General features: G+C 34.3%; 15 protein-coding genes. 12 read left to right on the top strand and 3 right to left on the bottom strand.

Features of this window, described 5'->3' with window-relative positions; translation table 11 throughout:
* Window position 1: 1 nt before the first annotated feature.
* Complete coding sequence (gene bshC / locus KO515_RS10030) at window positions 2-1,612, bottom strand: bacillithiol biosynthesis cysteine-adding enzyme BshC (RefSeq protein ID WP_215936225.1); 1,611 nt, start codon at window positions 1,610-1,612, stop codon at window positions 2-4.
* 277 nt (window positions 1,613-1,889) lie between these two features.
* On the opposite strand from bshC, the gene KO515_RS10025 reads away from it, so the two are divergent.
* The 3 genes from KO515_RS10025 to KO515_RS10015 all read left to right on the top strand — a co-directional run bounded on the left by KO515_RS10025 (window position 1,890) and on the right by KO515_RS10015 (window position 8,045).
* Complete coding sequence (locus tag KO515_RS10025) at window positions 1,890-4,373, top strand: M14 family metallopeptidase (RefSeq protein ID WP_215936224.1); 2,484 nt, start codon at window positions 1,890-1,892, stop codon at window positions 4,371-4,373.
* A 91-nt stretch (window positions 4,374-4,464) separates the two neighbouring features.
* Window positions 4,465-7,323: a M16 family metallopeptidase gene (locus tag KO515_RS10020; protein WP_215936223.1), complete on the top strand. Its 2,859-nt coding sequence runs from the start codon at window positions 4,465-4,467 to the stop codon at window positions 7,321-7,323.
* A 71-nt stretch (window positions 7,324-7,394) separates the two neighbouring features.
* Entirely contained in the window at window positions 7,395-8,045 is a 651-nt protein-coding gene (locus KO515_RS10015; RefSeq protein WP_215936222.1) for a peroxiredoxin-like family protein, read from the top strand.
* Between the two features lie 122 nt (window positions 8,046-8,167).
* Here KO515_RS10015 and KO515_RS10010 read toward each other — a convergent pair whose 3' ends face one another.
* Window positions 8,168-8,548: a Fur family transcriptional regulator gene (locus KO515_RS10010; protein WP_215936221.1), complete on the bottom strand. Its 381-nt coding sequence runs from the start codon at window positions 8,546-8,548 to the stop codon at window positions 8,168-8,170.
* A gap of 158 nt (window positions 8,549-8,706) precedes the next feature.
* Between KO515_RS10010 and KO515_RS10005 the strand changes: the two genes are divergently transcribed.
* The 6 genes from KO515_RS10005 (at window position 8,707) to KO515_RS09980 (ending at window position 14,759) form a co-directional block, all read left to right on the top strand.
* Window positions 8,707-9,933, top strand: a complete 1,227-nt coding sequence (locus tag KO515_RS10005) for a GTP-binding protein (protein WP_252723834.1) — start codon at window positions 8,707-8,709, stop codon at window positions 9,931-9,933.
* Window positions 9,934-9,978: 45 nt separating this feature from the next.
* On the top strand, window positions 9,979-10,329 hold the full coding sequence (locus KO515_RS10000; RefSeq protein WP_215936220.1) for a MerC domain-containing protein: 351 nt from the start codon (window positions 9,979-9,981) through the stop codon (window positions 10,327-10,329).
* Window positions 10,330-10,339: 10 nt separating this feature from the next.
* Entirely contained in the window at window positions 10,340-11,008 is a 669-nt protein-coding gene (folE, locus tag KO515_RS09995; RefSeq protein WP_215936219.1) for a GTP cyclohydrolase I FolE, read from the top strand.
* Window positions 11,009-11,113: 105 nt separating this feature from the next.
* A complete protein-coding gene (locus KO515_RS09990) occupies window positions 11,114-11,488 on the top strand; it encodes a VOC family protein (RefSeq protein WP_215936218.1) in 375 nt (124 codons plus the stop codon).
* An 82-nt stretch (window positions 11,489-11,570) separates the two neighbouring features.
* The gene (locus KO515_RS09985) at window positions 11,571-13,862 is read left to right on the top strand and encodes a TonB-dependent receptor family protein (protein WP_215936217.1); all 2,292 of its coding nucleotides are present in this window, start codon (window positions 11,571-11,573) and stop codon (window positions 13,860-13,862) included.
* Between the two features lie 54 nt (window positions 13,863-13,916).
* A complete protein-coding gene (locus tag KO515_RS09980) occupies window positions 13,917-14,759 on the top strand; it encodes an aldo/keto reductase (RefSeq protein WP_215936216.1) in 843 nt (280 codons plus the stop codon).
* Window positions 14,760-14,790: 31 nt separating this feature from the next.
* Here KO515_RS09980 and rimO read toward each other — a convergent pair whose 3' ends face one another.
* On the bottom strand, window positions 14,791-16,104 hold the full coding sequence (rimO, locus tag KO515_RS09975) for a 30S ribosomal protein S12 methylthiotransferase RimO (protein WP_215936215.1): 1,314 nt from the start codon (window positions 16,102-16,104) through the stop codon (window positions 14,791-14,793).
* Window positions 16,105-16,184: 80 nt separating this feature from the next.
* Between rimO and KO515_RS09970 the strand changes: the two genes are divergently transcribed.
* The 3 genes from KO515_RS09970 (at window position 16,185) to KO515_RS09960 (ending at window position 20,656) form a co-directional block, all read left to right on the top strand.
* Window positions 16,185-17,276 (top strand): serine hydrolase domain-containing protein, encoded by a 1,092-nt coding sequence (locus KO515_RS09970; RefSeq protein ID WP_215936214.1) that lies wholly within the window; start codon window positions 16,185-16,187, stop codon window positions 17,274-17,276.
* Between the two features lie 2 nt (window positions 17,277-17,278).
* Entirely contained in the window at window positions 17,279-18,352 is a 1,074-nt protein-coding gene (locus KO515_RS09965; RefSeq protein WP_215936213.1) for a serine hydrolase domain-containing protein, read from the top strand.
* 120 nt (window positions 18,353-18,472) lie between these two features.
* Complete coding sequence (locus KO515_RS09960; RefSeq protein ID WP_215936212.1) at window positions 18,473-20,656, top strand: T9SS type B sorting domain-containing protein; 2,184 nt, start codon at window positions 18,473-18,475, stop codon at window positions 20,654-20,656.
* Window positions 20,657-20,660 lie beyond the last annotated feature (4 nt).

The following is a 20,660-nucleotide window of genomic DNA, read 5'->3' as shown; positions in this document are numbered from 1 at the left end:
ACTATTTTAAATTTAATATTAGGAATTCACCTTTTAAAGGTTCTAAGGCTTTTAGTATTTCAGGAATTAATTGGTCTCCAAATTCTAAATATAATTCCGAAAAATTAGTATTTCTTTCTTGTAAACTTTGATTAGGAAACAATTGCTCTTGTAATTCTGTACAACGGCTAATTTGATCTGCTAATTTTCGCTTTTGTGCTTGTAGTAATCGTTTTTCAAGATGTTTTAAGCCATTCAATTGTTTGACTTCTTGTGCTTTTACGGCACCAAAAAATGATTTATCGGTTTGTTCTGCTAAATCATAAAGGGATTTAAACTGAGCTTCTAAATGTGCTATTTGATCTGAAAAATCAATATCTATATTCGAAATTTTTCTAACTTTTTTGTTAATAAACGAGTGTCTATTTAAAAATAAATCTTGGTCAGAAATATTTAAACTTTCTAGCTTTTCGGCTTGCTTCGTTGTTTTTATTAACGCTGAATTTCTCAATAGCAACATCGGAAATGTGACATTCTGCGCTTCAAAATTAGATTTTAATTGTAACCAATAAATCATTTCACCTCCACCACCAATGTAGCAAAGGTTCGGTAGAATAACTTCTTGATATAACGGTCTCATAATTACGTTTGGAGAAAATCGTTCTGGCTCCTCATCGAGGTGTTCTAGTAGCTCACTCTTGCTCCAAGACATATCAGTATCAAGCACTGAAAACACTCCATCCATTTCAACAATACGTTCGCGCAAACCATCTTTTATATAGAATAGATTTATTTCTCTTGGATTCACCTGAATTTTTAAATCTAAGGCTTCTAATTTCTTATTGGTTTCAGATACCGTTTTAAATGCTCTTTGTTCTAGCATTTCTTTTTGCATCTGTGGAATAAACAAACGTTTTAATGCCCTATCGTCAGCATCTAAAATCACTAATCCGTGTTCGCCAAACAATTCGTTGGCTAAATAGCGTGTCGCATCTGCTAAATTATGATGTTTTAAATACGCTTCCTTGAACCATGTTTTTAATTGTTCTGCGTTTTTACCTTCTCCAAATTCTAAAGAAATAATATTAAAAACATCGTCTAATCCTTCCGTATTAAAATGACCGACAGCTCCTGTTTGGTTAGAGTTCCACTGAATCTTTTTTCCTTTAAAATTGAAGTAATTGATTTCTTCAAAATCATGGTCTTCTGAGGCCATCCAATAGATGGGCACAAAATTATAGTTTGGATATGCGGCTTTTAATTGCTTTGTTAAATTTATAGTTGAAATAATTTTGTACAAGAAATACAATGGTCCAGTAAACAGGTTTAATTGATGCCCTGTGGTAATGGTGAAGGTATTTTCTAGATGTAAATTTTCAATATTTTTTGACGTTACATCTGAAAGATTAAGGTTTTTGTATTGCAGTTTTAAAACTTCCGTTAATACAGTTCTCGTTTCAGTTTTGAACGATGCAGACTTCTCTTTTATCTGAGCTTCAAAATTTTCAAGCTTTGGAAAACGATGGTAAAAGGCTTCTAATTCCGGTTTTTCTGCGAGATAATCACATATAAAATCTGAGAAATAATTGGTATCCTTAAACGGAATATAGTGGATGGTTGGTTTGGAATTCATTTATAAAATCAAAATTTCTATTCGACGTCAGTTCGAGTAATATTCTTTTAAAATCGTACCGAGAACTTATCTCTAATTGAAATTAAAGTTCTCGAGACAAATTCTATTCATTGCAATCATAGTATTCACTCGAACAGACGTTATTTTTATAATTGTAAAATAACAAATCATAAATTCGGCATAAATATAAGGCTCTTCAATTTTTTATCTGCTAATTTTTAGTTAATTCAGTTGCACTACCTATCTTTACTAGCTTACAACCTTAATTTTAAATTAAATGCAAAAATTAGTCTTCGTTCTATTGGTCGTTTTTGGTAGTCTATCCTTAACATCAGCACAAACTATTCCATCTCCTAATGACGTTTTAGGTTACGACATTGGAACACAATTTAGTAGAAATCATCAGGTTATTGATTATTTTAAGGCTGTTGAAACTGCTGTTCCCAATCAAGTAAAATTGGTTAACTACGGAAAAACCAATGAACGTAGAAACATGTATTTAGCTTTTGTAACTAGTGAAGCTAACATGAAAAATCTTGAGACCATAAGAGAAAACAACCTAAAAAACGCCGGCTTATTAGATGGCGAACCAACAGCTACAGATACGGCTATAGTTTGGCTGAGTTATAATGTACATGGCAACGAAGCGTCTAGTTCTGAAGCTGCAATGCTTACTCTTTACAAATTGCTATCTGAAGAACAAGATTTACTAAATAATACGATTGTAATTATTGACCCCAGTGTAAATCCGGATGGTAGAGACCGTTATATCAATTGGTATAATGAAACTGCAAGTACACCTTATGACATAGACAAACAAGCTAGTGAACACAACGAACCTTGGCCAGGCGGACGACCAAACCATTACCTTTTTGATTTAAATAGAGACTGGGTTTGGGCCACACAAGTTGAGACAGAACAGCGTTTAGAGGTTTATAACAAATGGATGCCGCATGTGCATGTCGATTTTCATGAGCAAGGTATTAACGAACCGTATTATTTTGCTCCTGCTGCAGAACCGTTTCATGAAATTATAACAGATTGGCAACGTGATTTTCAGACGCAAATAGGACAAAATCATGCCAAATATTTTGATGCTGAAGGCTGGTTATTTTTTACTAGAGAACGTTTTGATTTATTGTATCCGAGTTATGGTGATACCTACCCAACTTTTATGGGCGCTATGGGCATGACTTACGAACAAGGTGGTCATGGTATGGCAGGTTTGGGAATTTTAAATGACGAAGGCCATGTTTTGACTTTGGTAGAACGCTTAACACATCATACCACCACAGGAATTTCTACAGTGGAAATGGCTTCAAAAAACGCCAAACAATTAAATACTGAGTTTAAAAAGTTTTTTAATAATGCCAATCTAAAATATAAAAGCTACGTTTTAAAAGGTAATGAAGACAAACTGAGCAGCTTGAAAACGTTATTAAACAAACATCAAATTGCATTTGAAAATGCGACAAGTTCAAAAGTATCTGGCTACCATTATGCGACGGGTGAACAAGGTAGTTTCAATGTAGACAGTAATGCTTTGGTGGTACATTCTAACCAACCAAAAGGCAAAATGGTTAAGGTTCTGTTTGAACCCAACACATTACTTTCGGACTCATTGACCTATGATATTACAGCTTGGTCACTGCCTTATGCTTATGGATTGGATGCTATTGCTACCACATCTAAAGTGAGCAGTAATACAATGGCGAGTAAAAAATCGCTTCAGGTTTTAAACGATGCTTACGGTTATGTGAGTAAATGGGACTCTATGGAAGATGCTCAGTTTTTAGCAGCATTATTAAAACAAGATTTTAAGGTGCGTTTTACAGAAAAGCCATTTTCTTCTAATGATAAAACCTTTGGTCGTGGTTCTTTAATTATCACTAAAGGCGACAATAAGCATATTGAAAAAATGGTTTCAAAATTAAATGGTATTGCACAAGAGCATGCGCATCCATTAACAGAAATTACTTCTGGATTTTCTCAAAAAACACCAGATATTGGCTCACCAGACATTAAACTAGTTAACCAACAAAAAATTGCTGTGCTCTCAGGTGATGGTACATCATCGTTAAATTATGGTGAGATTTGGCATTTCTTTGAGCAACAATTACATTACCCAGTCACCTCAATTAACACAGATGATTTTAGTAATACCAACTTAAATAAATACAACGTTTTAATTCTACCAAATGGTAATTATAGAAAAGTACTATCGGAAGACAACATGACCAAACTTAAAGAATGGGTGCGTGCAGGAGGAAAAGTCATTGCTATAGATGGAGCATTAAGAAGTTTTGCAGGGAAAGATGGCTTTAGTTTAAGCTATAAAGATTCTGAAGATGATGATGACCAAAAAGATAACCTCACTCCTTATGCCGATCGCGAACGCGAATACAGTAATAATTTAATTACTGGAGCTATTTTTAATGCCAAAGTAGATAACACACATCCAATGGCTTTTGGTTATGAAGACAACTATTTTACATTGAAGTTAGGCAGTTCTGCATACAACTTATTAGATAGTGGCTATAATGTAGCTTACTTAAATGACACCAAAGTCTATTCTGGTTTTGCTGGCCAAAATGCCGTAAAAAACTTAGACCAGACTTTAGTTTTTGGCGAAGAAACCATGGGAAATGGTAGTTTTATTTATATGGTCGACAATCCTCTTTTTAGAAGCTTTTGGGAAAACGGTAAATTGTTTTTTGTCAATTCAATATTTATGGTGAACAACAACGCTTATGAATTATAATTCAAACTATTGCTAAAACTAAAATTTAACAAGATTAAGCTTCGGTTGAAGCCAACAGATCATATATACATTATCACTCAAATACTTAATTATGAAATACATCAAATCAATATTTCTAGCCTTATTAGTGCTTTTTACAATATGGTCTTGCAAACAAAACGAGATCAAAGCAACGGAACCTGAATTTAAAGTAGCGTTCGAAAAATTTACTTTAGATAACGGCTTACAAGTTATTCTTCATGTCGATAAATCTGACCCTGTTGCTGCTGTAGCTTTAACTGCTCATGTGGGTTCCGCAAGAGAAAAAGAAGGAAGAACAGGATTTGCACATTTATTTGAGCACCTTCTATTCTTAGAATCTGAAAACCTTGGAAAAGGTGGCTTAGACCAAATGAGCGCACGTATTGGCGGTTCTGGTGCTAATGGTTCTACAAGTCGTGATCGTACCAATTACTTTCAAACCGTACCAAAAGATGCTTTAGAAAAAATGATTTGGGCCGAAGCCGACAAACTCGGTTATTTTATAAATACAGTTACAGAACCTGTTCTGGCAAAAGAAAAACAAGTGGTTAAAAATGAAAAACGTCAGCGTGTAGACAACCAACCTTATGGTTTTAATGCAGGTGTAATTAATAGCAATTTATACCCTGAAGGTCATCCCTACAGCTGGGAAGTTATCGGATCTTTAGAGGATTTACAAAATGCGACATTAGATGATGTTAAAGAGTTTTACAAACGTTGGTATGTGCCAAATAACGTCACCTTAACCATTGCTGGAGATATTGATGTCACGCAAACCAAAGCCTGGGTAAAAAAGTATTTTGATGAAATTCCAAAAGGAGAAGCTATTCCTGCTATGGAAAAGCAACCTGTGACTTTAAAATGGTCTAAACGCTTGTTTTACGAAGATAATTTTGCGCGAGCTCCTAGATTAACAATGACTTGGCCAACGGTATATGAATATCATCCAGACACCTATGCACTAACCGTATTATCGCAATATTTAACTGAAGGTAAAAAAGCACCATTATATAAAGTTTTGGTTGAAAATCAACAATTGACAAGCAATGTTAGAATGTATCAATATTCTTCTGAAATTGCCGGACAATTAATGCTTAATATTACAGCATTCGACCAAACCAATTTAAACACCGTAGCTAATGGTATCAATGAAGGCTTTAAAGAATTTGAATTGAATGGTATTTCCGAAACCGATCTAAATCGAATTAAAGCCGGACAAGAAACAGAGTTTTACAGCGGATTATCTAGTGTTTTAGGCAAAGGCTTTCAGTTGGCACAATATGAAATTTTTGCAGGAGATCCTGGATTTATAAATCAAGATGTGAAAAATATTTTGGCGGTAACTCCTGAAGATGTGATGCGCGTTTACAATACTTATATTAAAGATCAGAATTTTATTGCGACTAGCTTTGTCCCAAAAGGTCAAACAGATTTAATATTAGAGGATTCCCAATTAGCGACGGTTGTGGAAGAGGAAATTATAGAAGGAGCAGAAGATACGTTTGATGCTAGTCTTGCAGCAGAATACGAAAAAACACCAAGTAGTTTTGATAGATCTGTAGAACCAGCATATGGTAAAAGTCCAGATTTGGTAATTCCTACAGTATGGAAACGCGACTTAGATTCTGGTATTAAAGTGTTAGGTATTGAAAATACAGAGGTTCCCTTAGTAGAGTTTGAAATAGAAATAAAAGGAGGTTTACTTTTAGAAGATATTGATAACGTTGGAGTGTCAAATCTTATGGCTAATTTAATGACCAAAGGCACTAAAAACAAAACACCAGAAGCCTTAGAAAATGCAATTGAAAGTTTAGGGGCTCAAATTTACAGTTATGCGACTGATAATAGTGTTACGATTTCAGGAACTACCCTAGCCAAACACTTTGATGACACTATGGCTTTAGTCACTGAAATCCTTTTAGAACCACGTTGGGATGAAGACGAATTCAACTTATTAAAGCAAAGCACTATAAGTAGAATTCAACGTCAAAAAGCAAACCCAAACAGCATTGCTGATAACGAATTTTCAAAATTAATATATGGTGAAAATAACATTTTAGCGTACGACAATAATGGTACGGAGGCTTCAGTAAATGCAATCACGATTTCAGATTTACAAGATTTCTATGCGACTAAATTAACACCAAAACTGACGAATGTACACGTTGTAGGTTCCATTTCAGAAAACCAAGTTATAACCGCTTTAGAAACTATAAATACAACTTGGGCATCTAAACCAGTTGAAATACCAGAAGTACCACAAGCAATAACACCAGAAACCTCAAAAGTTTATTTTTATGATGTACCAGGTGCAAAACAATCCGTTATCACATTTGGACATCCGTCGTTAAAAGCTACCGATGCTGATTATTATGCAGCTACCGTAATGAATTACAGATTAGGAGGTGGTAGTTTTGCTTCGCAATTAACCCAAGAATTACGTGAAGCCAAAGGCTATACCTATGGAATTCGTTCTAGATTTGATGGTGACTCTAATGCAGGTGAATTCTCAATTAGCAGTTCTGTTCGCACGAATGTTACCTATGAGTCTACGGCTTTAGTAAAAGAAATTCTAGAAAATTACGGCACAAATTATAATGAAAGTGACTTAGAAATCACAAAAGGATTCACTTTAAAAAGTAGTGCTCGAGCGTTTGAAACCTTAGGTTCTAAATTAAACATGTTGAGTAACATTAGTAATTATGGTTATGCAGACGATTATGCCAAACAACGCCAAAAAGTTGTAAAGGATTTAAGCGTAGACGCCATTAAAGCACTAGCTGAAAAATATATAAAACCTCATCAAATGATTTATGTAATTGTTGGTGATGCTGAAACACAATTAGATAAATTGAAGGCCTTAGGATTTGGAGATGCTGTGTTGTTGAATGCTGACAATACGGAGTTAAATAAGATTAAGGACGAATAATAGGTAATCGATTATGGCTAAATTGAATTTTAGTCGATAATTTAAAAATTACTATATATTAAAAACATAAAATGAAAACACTAAAAGAACAAACCGACGCTAAAATTGCAGCAGGACGAAACGCAAAACCTGAATTTATGCAAGGTGTTGATGCTGTTATAGAGAAAGCTAAAGCCTTTGAAGAAGGAAAAGATGCCTTAAAAATTGGAGATAAGGCAATCGATTTTGAATTACCAAACCCAAAAGGACAACTCATTTCTTTGTCTGGTTTACTAAAAAAAGGCCCTGTTGTAGTCACTTTTTATCGTGGTAGCTGGTGTCCATATTGCAACTTACAATTAAGAGCATTGCAAGCGAAACTAAGTGATATTGAAGATTTAGGTACTACATTAGTGGCTATTAGTCCAGAAGTGCCGGATGATTCTTTAACGGAAAATGAAATCAACACCATGGCATTTACAGTGTTATCTGACCAAGACGCAAAGATAGCTTCACAATATGGTGTGGCTTGGGAAGTTCCAGAATTTTTAATGGAGCATATGCGCGTTGATCGAGGACTCGATTTAAAGAAAATTAATAATGGCAATGCTAATGTTTTACCGATTCCTGCTACATTTATTGTAGATACGGATGGTATTATAAAATGGAATTACGTTAATGTAGATTATAGGACACGCTCTGAACCAGATGAAATTATTGATGCGCTTAAAAAATTAGGCTAATCTATGCTTTACACTAAAAAGCATAAATTATAAAAAGAACTTTAGGATTTAGTCTTATTAACTTATCATAGAATCATCATAAATAATGAGCCGATAGTATACCGAAGAGATTTCAACTACACTCAGACACTGCAAACCTCACAGCGTCCGGTCAATAGAATATCAGTAGACTCTACTTTATGATTTTTTATCGTCGGAATTTTAATATCTACAGATAAACATTCAACTTTATCACATTCCGTACACTGAAAATGTGGATGTTTATCTGTATGATGTTCAGCAGAACAGCCTTTACACTTCGCATACCATTTTAAACCATCTTTTCCATTAAAGGAATGAATAATTCCATCTTGCTCAAGCCTATCTAAAATACGATACACAGTTGTTTTATTCATCTTATCCTTAACAAGTTCGATAAGATTTACAACCGATTTAGCCTCTTGATTTTCTTCAAAAATTTGTAATACTGTGGTTACAGATTTAGTTTTTCTTACAATTCCCATAAAACAAATTTAATGCAATTAAGTTGCAATTACAAAACAAATATTATAGTTTCGCAACTTAGTTGCATTAACAACAGTAATTTGATGATACAAACACAAGATGTTAGTAAGTCATTTAAAAGAGAACGTTCTGCACAAACACAACATCACACTTTATAATGAATACTATAAAAAAACTTCCAGTAACCGTATTGAGCGGCTTTTTAGGCGCTGGCAAAACCACCTTATTAAATCATATTTTATACAATAAAGAAGGCCTAAAAGTTGCCGTTATTGTCAATGACATGAGCGAAGTTAATGTTGACGCCAATTTGGTTAACAGTGAAAATGTATTGTCTAGAACTGAAGAAACACTCGTAGAAATGAGCAATGGTTGCATTTGCTGTACGTTGCGTGAAGATTTAATGATTGAAGTTGAAAAACTTGCCAAAGAAAACCGCTTTGATTATTTGCTCATTGAAAGTACAGGTATTAGCGAACCCGTACCTGTGGCGCAAACCTTCTCATTTATAGACGAAGAAAACAATATAGACTTATCTAGATTTAGCTATGTAGATACGATGGTTACCGTAGTAGACGCCTTTAATTTCTTTAAGGATTTCGGAAGTCCAGAACGTTTAGTAGATCGCGAACTTACAGATATAGATAATGATTTTAGAACCATTGTAAATTTATTGACCGACCAAATTGAGTTTTGTAATGTCATTATACTTAATAAGACCGATTTAGTTTCAAAAGAACATTTAGGCATTTTAAAAGCTACGATTCAGAAGTTAAATCCTACTGCTAAAATTATAGAATCTTCTTTCAGTAAAGTGAATCCAGGTGAAATTTTAAATACCAAACTCTTCAATTTTGAAGACGCCGAAGAAAGTGCTGGTTGGATTGAAGAATTAAAGAAAGATGCACACACACCAGAAACGGAAGAATACGGTATTGGCTCATTTGTTTTTAGAACCAAAAGACCCTTTCATCCAGAGCGTTTTTGGAAGTATGCTCAGCACCAATTTCCTCAAAACATATTACGAAGTAAAGGATTGTTTTGGATAGCCTCTAGACCAGACCAAGCATTGGTTTGGGGACAAGCTGGTGGATCGCTAAGAGCAGACAGTGCAGGCGTTTGGTGGATCAGCATGACATTTCAAGAGCGGATAGACCAAATTGCATTTCTTGAAAACCAACAAATTATTGAAGCCGATTGGCACAGCGTATTTGGCGACCGCAAAAATGAGATTGTCTTTATTGGTCAAGATTTAGACGAATCATTAATTAGAAAACAATTAGAAAGTTGCCTACTAACTGCAGCAGAACTTGAGTCTATAGATTGGGAAAAAGGGTTTCAAGATAATTGGCCTGTAGAAAGAGCCTATCCTTTAGGAGTTTAAGGATACTTAAAATTAAAACACTTAGAATAAAAAATTACAAACAAAATGATTCAAACAAAAAAAATATATTGGGCAGATAAATTAGGAGCAATTAGTGCTATTTTATGCATTATACATTGTTTGGCTGTGCCTGCATTGCTCAGCTTAGGTATGGGATTTATAAGCAATCCTATTATAGCTTACTTATTTATTGCCATTGCTTTTGTTTCCATATATAAAGCCACTAACGGCCGTTTTTTAAAACCTATTAGCATCTTTTTATGGCTAGCTTTTATAGGCTTTTTTATTTCCATGCTATTAGAAAACCAAGCCGAAGTTTTTGAATACACGATGTTTCTTTTTTCAGGTTTAATTATTCTTGGGCATTTATATAATATGCGGTATTGCAATAAATAATAAAGAAATTATGGAAAAGCATTTAACTAAAAATCAAATTGAAATAGAAGGCGACCATCATTTTTCTTCAAGTATAAAAAAACCATTACGCGAAGATGCTTTTGAAAAATCTGATGAGGAAAAAATAATAAACATTCAACATCATTTCAAAATGATAATGCATGAAATGGGATTAGATTTAACAGATGATAGCTTATCGGGCACACCATATCGTGTAGCAAAAATGTATGTAAAGGAACTCTTTTACGGCTTAAATCCTGAGAATAAACCTAAACTTTCCACCTTTGAAAATAAATATGGCTACAAAAAAATGTTGGTGGAGCAGAATATCACCATAGATTCTGCTTGCGAACATCATTTTCTTCCCATTGTAGGACATGCCAATGTAGCTTACATCCCTAAAGATAAAGTTATTGGCTTATCTAAAATTAATCGTTTAGTCGATTATTATTCACGACGACCACAAGTGCAAGAACGACTAGTGCTACAAGTTTTAAATGATTTGCAAGACGTCTTAGACACCAAAGATGTCATTGTTTCTGTAACAGCCAAACACCTTTGCGTCTCTTCAAGAGGCATAAAAGACCAAAGTAGTTTCACGACAACTTATGAGTATGGTGGCCGCTTTTCAGAACCCGAAATTCGAAATGAATTTTTAAGTATAATCTCACCAAAATAATAGAACGATTGTTACAATAAGGAATTAACATTTATAGAGAAGATACTAACAATGACCTAGACACAAATTTTCACTATCTTTAATTTGCATTTAAAGATAAACTACATGAAATTAGGAGCATTTTCCATTAGCCTTGCCGTTAAAGATATTAATGCCTCAAAAACATTTTACGAAACTTTAGGATTTTCAGTTTTTGGAGGAGATATAGAACAGAACTACCTTATTATGAAAAACGAATCCACACTTATAGGATTGTTTCAAGGGATGTTTGAAAATAATATACTTACGTTTAATCCTGGTTGGGACCAAGATGCCAAAACACTCAAAAACTTTGATGATGTCCGCGATATTCAAAAGCATTTAAAAACAAAAGACCTAAATTTTGCAAACACTATAGATGAAACGGCAACATCAGGTCCTGCAAGTTTTGTGGTATTGGATCCTGATGGTAATGCTATTTTAGTAGATCAACATATTTAAAGCCTATATGATTTCTGAATACCGTCAGGCTATTTATGAAAATTCTACGAACCTATTAAAATCAACTATCATAACCACCAGCATGAAATCTACCTTTTTAAAACTATTGATTCTAATACTTTTAGGTAGTTTTATAAACGCTTTACATTCTCAAAATATCAGCGGTCGTGTGAATAATTTCTCAAATGTCGCCATATCTGGTGTTGACATAATTATTAATAACAAGGTGATTTCTAACACCAATAGTCAAGGGGTTTTTATTTTACCTAAAACCTATCAACTACCTTTAAAAATCACCTTAAATCACCCCAACTATTATATTAAGACCGTGAGCTTATCGAAAAATAATAGCGTAATCCAACTCTATATTTTAGATAACACCTTAAATCTTGAGGAAGTGACCATCTCTTCAACGTATCAAAAAGAAAGTCAGGTTATAATTCCAACAGCGAAAATTTCGTCACAAAAATTTGCTGAGTATAGTCCCGTAGATTTGTTTTCAGCTCTAAACGAAACTCCTGGAGTTTATATTCAGAATGGTGCCCTAAACACCAACAGAATTGTGATTAGAGGTGTGGGCTCTCGAACACTTTATGGCACCAATAAAATACGCGCGTATTTCAATGGCATACCCATTACAAATGGTATTGGTGAAACAGCCATTGAAGCTTTTGACCCTGAAGATATTGGCAGTTTAGAAATTGTAAAAGGGCCAAAAGCAACGCCATACGGTACCAATTTGGGAGGTACTTTATTACTTAATTCAAAACAAGCTTCAGAAGGAGAAACCTTTATAAGGAGCAATCTTACTGTAGGGAGTTTTGGACTGATTAAAAACAATGTATCTGTCGCTACTGCAAATGAAAAATTAGCAATAAACTTGAATTATGATCATTTAAAAACAGACGGATTTCGTGACAACAGCAATTATAATCGAAAAGCCGTTTTGCTGACTTCAACTTATAAATTTAATGCTAAAAATGACATCGGAGTGCTGATCAACTTTACAGATTATAATGCTCAAATACCGAGTTCCATAGGAGAAGCTGCATTTAATGAAGATCCTTCTCAAGCTGCCTTTACATGGAATGCCGCACAAGGTTTTGAAGATAACAAACAGGTCTTAATAGGACTTTATTATACACATCGGTTTTCGGATCAATTTAGTAATACCACAGCCATTTTTTACAACTATCTCGATCATTACGAACCGCGACCGTTTAATATTTTAGATGAATATACTAATGGTTATGGTGCGCGAACACTCTTTGCTAAAGATTTTAAATTCTTAAATCAAACCGCTCAACTTAGTTTTGGTGGAGAACTTTATAAAGACGATTATAATTGGAAAACCATTGAAAATCTCTACGAGAGTAATGCTAACAATGGCAGCTTAGAAGGTGCATTACTTAGCGATAATATAGAACACAGAACGAACCTTAATGCCTTTGCTACCGTAACACTACCTTTTACAAAAAAATTAAAAGCCCAATTAGGCATTAATGTCAACACCACTAAATACGAATTTAAAGATGACTTTAACATTGGTGAAAACAATAAGAATGCGGATCGTAACTTTAATCCCATAATTGCACCTAATTTGAATGTCTTATACCAATTTACATCAAACATAAACGCTTTTACAAATATCAGTAGAGGCTTTAATTATCCTTCTATTGAGGAAACATTGACGCCTGAAGGGCTTGTTAATCCAGACCTAGGGCCTGAAACAGGTTTTAATTATGAAATTGGAAGTGTACTATTTTTATTTAAAAGAAAACTGCGATTTCAGCTTACTGCATACTTATTAGATATTGATAATTTATTGGTGGCAGACCGCGTTGGAGATGATCAATATATTGGTCGTAATGCAGGTAAAACAGAACATAAAGGTATTGAATTATCTGCTTCATATACACAGAAATTTAAAAATGGATTTTTATTCTCTCCTTATTTAAATGCGGAAATTACAAACCATCGTTTTATAGATTTTGTAGATGACCTAACTGATTATTCTGGCCATCAATTAACAGGTGTTCCCGATATCAAAGTCAATGGCGGTATTCAATTTGGTTATAAAAATTTCGTTTTAAACACTAATTTTCTACATGTTGGAGACATGCCGCTAAACGATGCCAACACTTTATACGCTGATGACTATACCGTGTTCAACACAAAATTATCCTATAGAAGTGGTCTTTCTAATCATTTTTCCATTGAAATAAACACCGGAATCAATAATTTTACAGATGAACATTATGCATCGTCTGTGCTTATAAATGCCATTGGATTTGGCAATTCTGAACCGCGATATTATTATCCTGGCATGCCACGAAATTGGTTTAGTGGTTTTAAAATTGCATATTCGATTTAGATTTGGTATCCTATAACATACAGAACGATAAATAAAAACACTAAAGCTTATTTTATGAAAAACATTAAATTAAATGATGGTAATTATATGCCTATTGTAGGTTTTGGAACTTTTAAAGCCACAGAACAAGAAGGTATTGACGCAGTGAAACATGCCCTATTAAAAGGTTATAGATCAATTGATACTGCGGCAATTTATGGAAATGAAGTAGCTGTTGGAAAAGGCATAAAAGCTAGTGGTATTGCGCGCGATAAAATTTTTGTGACCACGAAATTATGGCGTGAACACTTAAGTTATGACGAAGCTAAACAGGAGTTTGAAAATTCCCTAAACAGATTGGATTTAGATTATATAGATCTTTATCTAATCCATTGGCCAGCTAACGCTAAAAATTATGACCATTGGCAAAAAGCAAATGCTAACGCTTGGAAAGCTATGGAAGAATTACAAGCAGAAGGAAAAATAAAATCTATAGGTGTCAGCAATTTTTTTAAAGAACACCTAGAAGCATTATTTAAAACTGCCAACGTAAAACCAGCCGTAAATCAAATTGAGTTTCATCCAGGTTACTGGCAAGAAGATTTAGTTAACTATTGTAAAAAGCAAAATATTGTTGTTGAATCGTGGTCTCCTTTAGCTAGAGGAAAGGTTTTTGAAAACGAAACCTTAAAGAAAATTGCTAATACACACAACACATCTGTAGCCAAGGTTTGCCTGCGATGGATCATTCAGCACGACGTTATTGTAATCCCAAAGTCGACAACCAATGAACGGATTGAAGACAATATAAAATTATTTGATTTTCAGCTGACTAGTACAGAAATGAATCAAATAAATGAATTACCTGAATTAGGATTTAGCGGAGAACATCCACTGTATTGGCCCGACAGAATCTAATAAGATTAAGCTATGATACTAAAAAATACTGCTACAATCCGTTTGGAATCACTTCACCATAAAGATCAAAATCTTCGGCTTCAGTTACTTTAATAGTTGCAAATTCACCTGTTTTTAAATACGTTTTTGTCGCATCAATCAACACTTCGTTATCAACATCTGGAGAATCAAATTCTGTTCGTCCTACAAAATAGTTGCCTTCTTTTCTATCGATAACCACTTTAAACTCCTGCCCTATTTTAGCTTGATTCAATTCCCAAGAAATCTGCGATTGAATTTCCATAATGTCATTCGCACGTTGCATCTTTATATCTTCTGGCACATCGTCTTCTAAATTGTAGGCATGTGTATTTTCCTCATGAGAATAGGTAAAACACCCTAAACGTTCAAAACGCATATCAGAAACCCATTGTTTTAGTTCTTCAAAATGTGCTTCTGTTTCACCTGGATAACCAACAATAAGCGTTGTTCTAATCGTCATATCTGCAACAATCGCTCTAAATTTATGAATCAATTTAGTCGTTTTTTCTTTTGTAGTCCCACGGCGCATCGATTTTAATAAGTCGTCTGAAATATGCTGTAACGGAATATCTAAATAATTACAAACCTTTGGTTCGCGATTCATTACATCTAAAACATCCATCGGGAAACCTGTTGGGAAAGCATAATGTAAACGAATCCACTCAATACCTTCAACTTTTACTAAGTTTTCTAGCAACTCAGCAAGATTTCGCTTTTTATATATGTCTAAACCGTAGTAGGTTAAATCTTGTGCTATAAGAATTAATTCTTTAACTCCACTAGCCGCCAATTTTTCAGCCTCAGTCACTAAGTTTTCAATCGGAGTACTTTTGTGTTTTCCGCGCATTATTGGAATCGCACAAAAACTACATGGTCGGTCACAACCTTCAGCAATCTTTAAATACGCATAATTCTTTGGAGTTGTTGTTAGGCGTTCACCTATAAGCTCATGCTTATAATCTGCGCCTAAGGCTTTTAATAAACCCGGTAACTCAGTGGTTCCAAAATACTGATCTACATTAGGAATTTCCTTCTGTAAGTCTGGCTTATAACGCTCGCTTAAGCAACCTGTTACAAAGACTTTATCGACTTCACCATCTTCTTTCTTTTGCATGTATTCCAAAATGGTATTCACACTTTCTTCTTTGGCATTATTAATAAAACCACATGTATTAATCACTACCACGTTCCCTTCTTGTTCATGGACCACGTCCTTTCCGCTAGCTTTTAGTTGTCCCATTAACACTTCGCTATCGTAAACATTTTTACTACAGCCTAGTGTAATGACGTTGATTCTATTTTTCTTAAGAGTTTTAGTACGCATATGTTATAAATCAGTTGGCAAAGATACAATGTAATTTAAACCTTTTATATATTTACAAGTCTAAATACAAAACCTATCTTATGGAATATACTAAATATGCATTCATCTTTGCCTGTATTTTTTTAGTATTATCATGTTCTAGTGATACCGATTCCTCAGATGAACAAGATCCTCAAAATGAAGATTTATATTTTCCACCTATAGGATCTGATGACTGGGAAATTTCAACTATTAGTGATTTAAACTGGAATGAATCTGCTCTAAATCCGCTTTTAAATTTTGTAGAAGCACAAAACTCAGATGCTTTTATCATTTTAAAAAACGGAAAAATTGCAGTTGAATGGTATGCTAATGATTTTTCTGCAGCTGATAATCACACCTGGAATTCTGCAGGAAAAACGTTGACCGCATACACTATTGGTATTGCTCAAGAAGAAGGTTTTTTGGATATTAATAACCCTTCTAAAGACTATTTAGGAGAGGGCTGGTCTAGTCTTACTCCAGAACAAGAAGCTAATATAAACGTTTGGCACCACTTAACATTAACTACAGGTTTGGACTATAATGTCCCTAATATTTCTTGTACAGAACCTACTGATTTATTGTATTTAAATGAACCTAATACTTTTTGGTATTACCACAATGCCACCTACGAATTAAATTTTGAAATTATTGAAGGTGCTACGGGAGAATCATTTAACGACTATTTTGATGAAAACGTTAAAACCAAAATTGGTATGCAAGGAAGTTGGTTTCAGGTTGGTTGTTATAAATTATTTTTCAGTACTGCCAGAAGTATGGCACGTTTTGGCTTACTTAGCCTTAATAATGGTGTTTGGGATGATATCACCATTTTAGGAGATACCGAGTATCTTAATGCTATGACTAATACCTCACAGGATCTTAACAAATCTTATGGTTATTTGTGGTGGCTTAATGGAAAAGATGGTTTTAAACTTCCACAATATGAAGACAACTATTCAGGTTATCTCATACCAGATGCACCTCTCGATTTGGTAGCTGGCTTAGGTAAAAGTGATCAAAAAGTATATGTGGTACCAAGTGAAAACCTTGTAGTAATAAGAATGGGAGATGATGCAGGAGAGGAAACTTTTGGACCAAGTACTTTTGACAATGAATTATGGATAAAAATTAATGCTTTAACTAATTAACTATGAAATCAATCTACCTTCTATTTATTTTTTTGAGTCTATTTTTATGTCTTTCGTGTTCTTCAAATGATGATAGTACAAATACGACGCCAGACGAAAGTATTTATTTTCCTCCTATAAATTCTGATATTTGGGAAACCACATCAATTTCAGAATTAAATTGGAATGAAGACCAATTACAACCTTTGTTAGATTTCTTAGAAGAAAAAAACTCAAAAAGCTTTATGATTCTTCATAATGGTAAAATAGTTGAAGAACATTATTTTAACAATCATACCAACTCAACATCTTGGTATTGGGCAAGTGCCGGGAAAACATTAACCACAGCCACTACAGGAATTGCAGAAGACAATGGCCTACTGAATATAGAAAACAAAGTCTCAGATTATTTGGGTACGGGTTGGACTAATGCTTCACTGGAAAAAGAAAACTTAATCACTTGCAAACATTTATTATCTATGACCTCTGGATTAGATGACACGTTAGGCGATGATGTGTCTCCTAGCAATTTACAATATGTGGCAGATGCAGGCAGCCGTTGGGCCTATCATAATGTATATGTAAAATTACAAGATGTAGTAGCAGCATCTAGCAATACCACTTGGGACGATTATTTTAATACCAATCTTAGAGACAAAATAGGTATGACTGGTAACTGGGTGGATCTTTTAGGCTTAAGTGTTTATTTTAGTGACACGAGAAGCATGGCTAGATTTGGTTTACTAACCTATGCCAATGGTAAATGGGAAGATGAACAAATTGTTAGTGAAAATTATATATCTGCTGCGACAAATACATCTCAGGATGTGAATTTAGCGTATGGCTATTTATGGTGGCTCAATGGAAAATCTAGTTACCATCTCCCACAAACGCAAATTGAATTCCCTGGAACTCTTATTCCTGATGCTCCAAATGATATGTTTGCCGCTTTAGGTAAAAATGATCAAAAAATCTATGTGGTACCTAGTCAAAAATTAGTAATTATTAGAATGGGACAATCTGCAGACGATGATAATTTTGCACTTTCTGATTTTGATAATGAACTTTGGATAAAAATTAATGCATTGATTGATTAACTGTTAAAACCGGCTCACACTTAAAAATTGATTTAATATGAGGCCATAGCGCAAGTTTTATGTAAAGATGACATCTAAAAGTTAACAACTCATTAGATAGACGCTTTAATACATATCGATTTGCAAATAAAATATCAACTTCTACTTATAATTCTTTTTTGTTACTCACTTCAAACTTATGCCCAATTATGCGAAGGTAATTTAGGTGATCCCGTAGTCTCTATTGATTTTGGATCAGGCACAGCCCGAGGAAGTGCATTGGGTTCTGATATTACAGCCTTTACATATAGTGGTTCTGGTGAATTAGACGAAGGTGAATACACCATTGCAAATACTACAAGTGGTTTAAAAGGGAACGCATGGCATGTTACTTCAGACCATACAGGAGACACCAATGGCCATATGATGGTGATAAACAGTGCCGTTTTAGCAAACGAAGGAGTATTTTATACAAAAACAGTAACCGGACTTTGTGCAAATACTACTTTTGAATTTTCTGCTTGGTTAATCAATTTAATGAATCCTTCGGTAGGTACGGATGAATACCATCCGGATGTAACGTTTAGAATTAGTGACACCTCTGGAAATATTTTAGGTTCTTATAATACAGGAGATATTGCACAATCATCTTCTGGTATATGGCAGCAATACGGCTTCTTCTTTACATTAGAAGCAGAAACGGAAGTCATAATAACCATATTAAATTCTGCTCCTAGTGCACATCCTGGAAATGACATCGCTTTAGATGATATTGCCTTTAAACCATGCGGACCAACCATTACAAGCGCCATTGAAAACGAAACAAGTATAAGTTTAGATATTTGCGAAGGTGAAAATGTAAGTTACACGTTTCAATCCGTTGTTTCTTCTGGATATTCAGATCCTCAATATCAATGGCAATATTCCGATGATTCAGGCACAAGTTGGATAGATATTATCGGTGAAACTACTCCAGATTACATATTTACAAATACAGGGCAATCTGGCACCTTTTTATATCGATTAGCCGTTGCAAATGGAACAAATATAAACTCACTTTCCTGTCGGATCACTTCAGATGAATATACCATAGAAATTCTTGAAACTCCAGACCCATTAACGGGAGATTCTGAACAGTTTTTCTGTACAACCCAACAACCGACGGTAAACGATATTGAAGTCAGTGCAACTGCAATTTGGTATGACTCTGCTATCAATGGAAATGTAATAGACACTACCACTGCTTTAATTGATGGCACCATATATTATGGCGCTCAAGCCACTAGTAATGGCTGCGAAAGTGATGAGCGCTTTGCTGTATTGGCCACTATAAATTCACCAAGCCTCATCATAAACGCTATTGAAGCTTCCATTTGTGACACTGATAATGATTTAGAAGAAACTATAGATTTAACCGTGTTTGAGCCTAATATAGTGGATTGTGAAGATTGTATTTTTAGTTATTATTTAAACCTATCTGATGCGGAAAATGACACCGACGAACAGAGGATTTCAACCCCTGAAAATTACAATTGGAGCTCAGAAACCATCGCGATTTATGCACGAATAGACTCACCTGATCAATGTTTCCAAACTGCTGAAATCATCATAACCCTAGAAGAAACACCTATTATACTTATTGATGATTATATCGGTATATGTGAAAATGAGAACTACACCACCATAGATGCCGGATATGGTTTTGATACTTATTTATGGTCTACAGGAGAAACAACGCGATCTATAAATATTACTAGTGAAAATTTAGGTCTATATGACGTCACTGTAACAGAGAATCACGTCACTTACAACTGTTCAACAACCAAGGAGTTTGAAGTTATACTATCTAACAACGCGAGTATTTCTAGTATCGCTATTAAAGATTGGTCAGATTCTAATAATAGTATTACGGTTTACTTATCGGATAGTAGCTTGGGGAATTACGAATATTCTATAGATGACATAAGTTATCAAGACAACAATACTTTTTCAGGCTTAAGTCCTGGTGAATATACCGTGTATGTAAGAGACAAAAACGGCTGTGGAATTACCCAAGAAGTGGTCTATCTCTTAAATTATCCTAAATATTTCACTCCAAACAATGATGGCAATCATGACACTTGGTTCATTGACAATTCCTACTTAGAACCCAATATGACTATCCAAATATTTGATAGGTATGGGAAACTATTAAAATTAATGAATTATAATTCACATTGGGATGGGACTTATAATGGTAACAAATTACCAACTTCTGATTATTGGTTTCTTGTGACTAGAGAAGATGGTAGAAGTTATGCTGGTCACTTTACATTAAAACGATAACCGA

The organism is Winogradskyella psychrotolerans (assembly GCF_018860545.1).
GTDB lineage: Bacteria > Bacteroidota > Bacteroidia > Flavobacteriales > Flavobacteriaceae > Winogradskyella > Winogradskyella psychrotolerans_A.
The sequence above is the reverse complement of the archived record's forward strand: the minus strand, read 5'-3'. Positions and strand labels throughout refer to the sequence as shown.

What these genes read in the sequence shown, in the direction of transcription:
- bshC (WP_215936225.1), bottom strand. Translation starts at nt 1,612, where the DNA reads ATGAATTCCAAACCAACCATCCACTATATTCCGTTTAAGGATACCAAT.
- KO515_RS10025 (WP_215936224.1), top strand. Translation starts at nt 1,890, where the DNA reads ATGCAAAAATTAGTCTTCGTTCTATTGGTCGTTTTTGGTAGTCTATCC.
- KO515_RS10020 (WP_215936223.1), top strand. Translation starts at nt 4,465, where the DNA reads ATGAAATACATCAAATCAATATTTCTAGCCTTATTAGTGCTTTTTACA.
- KO515_RS10015 (WP_215936222.1), top strand. Translation starts at nt 7,395, where the DNA reads ATGAAAACACTAAAAGAACAAACCGACGCTAAAATTGCAGCAGGACGA.
- KO515_RS10010 (WP_215936221.1), bottom strand. Translation starts at nt 8,548, where the DNA reads ATGGGAATTGTAAGAAAAACTAAATCTGTAACCACAGTATTACAAATT.
- KO515_RS10005 (WP_252723834.1), top strand. Translation starts at nt 8,707, where the DNA reads ATGAATACTATAAAAAAACTTCCAGTAACCGTATTGAGCGGCTTTTTA.
- KO515_RS10000 (WP_215936220.1), top strand. Translation starts at nt 9,979, where the DNA reads ATGATTCAAACAAAAAAAATATATTGGGCAGATAAATTAGGAGCAATT.
- folE (WP_215936219.1), top strand. Translation starts at nt 10,340, where the DNA reads ATGGAAAAGCATTTAACTAAAAATCAAATTGAAATAGAAGGCGACCAT.
- KO515_RS09990 (WP_215936218.1), top strand. Translation starts at nt 11,114, where the DNA reads ATGAAATTAGGAGCATTTTCCATTAGCCTTGCCGTTAAAGATATTAAT.
- KO515_RS09985 (WP_215936217.1), top strand. Translation starts at nt 11,571, where the DNA reads ATGAAATCTACCTTTTTAAAACTATTGATTCTAATACTTTTAGGTAGT.
- KO515_RS09980 (WP_215936216.1), top strand. Translation starts at nt 13,917, where the DNA reads ATGAAAAACATTAAATTAAATGATGGTAATTATATGCCTATTGTAGGT.
- rimO (WP_215936215.1), bottom strand. Translation starts at nt 16,104, where the DNA reads ATGCGTACTAAAACTCTTAAGAAAAATAGAATCAACGTCATTACACTA.
- KO515_RS09970 (WP_215936214.1), top strand. Translation starts at nt 16,185, where the DNA reads ATGGAATATACTAAATATGCATTCATCTTTGCCTGTATTTTTTTAGTA.
- KO515_RS09965 (WP_215936213.1), top strand. Translation starts at nt 17,279, where the DNA reads ATGAAATCAATCTACCTTCTATTTATTTTTTTGAGTCTATTTTTATGT.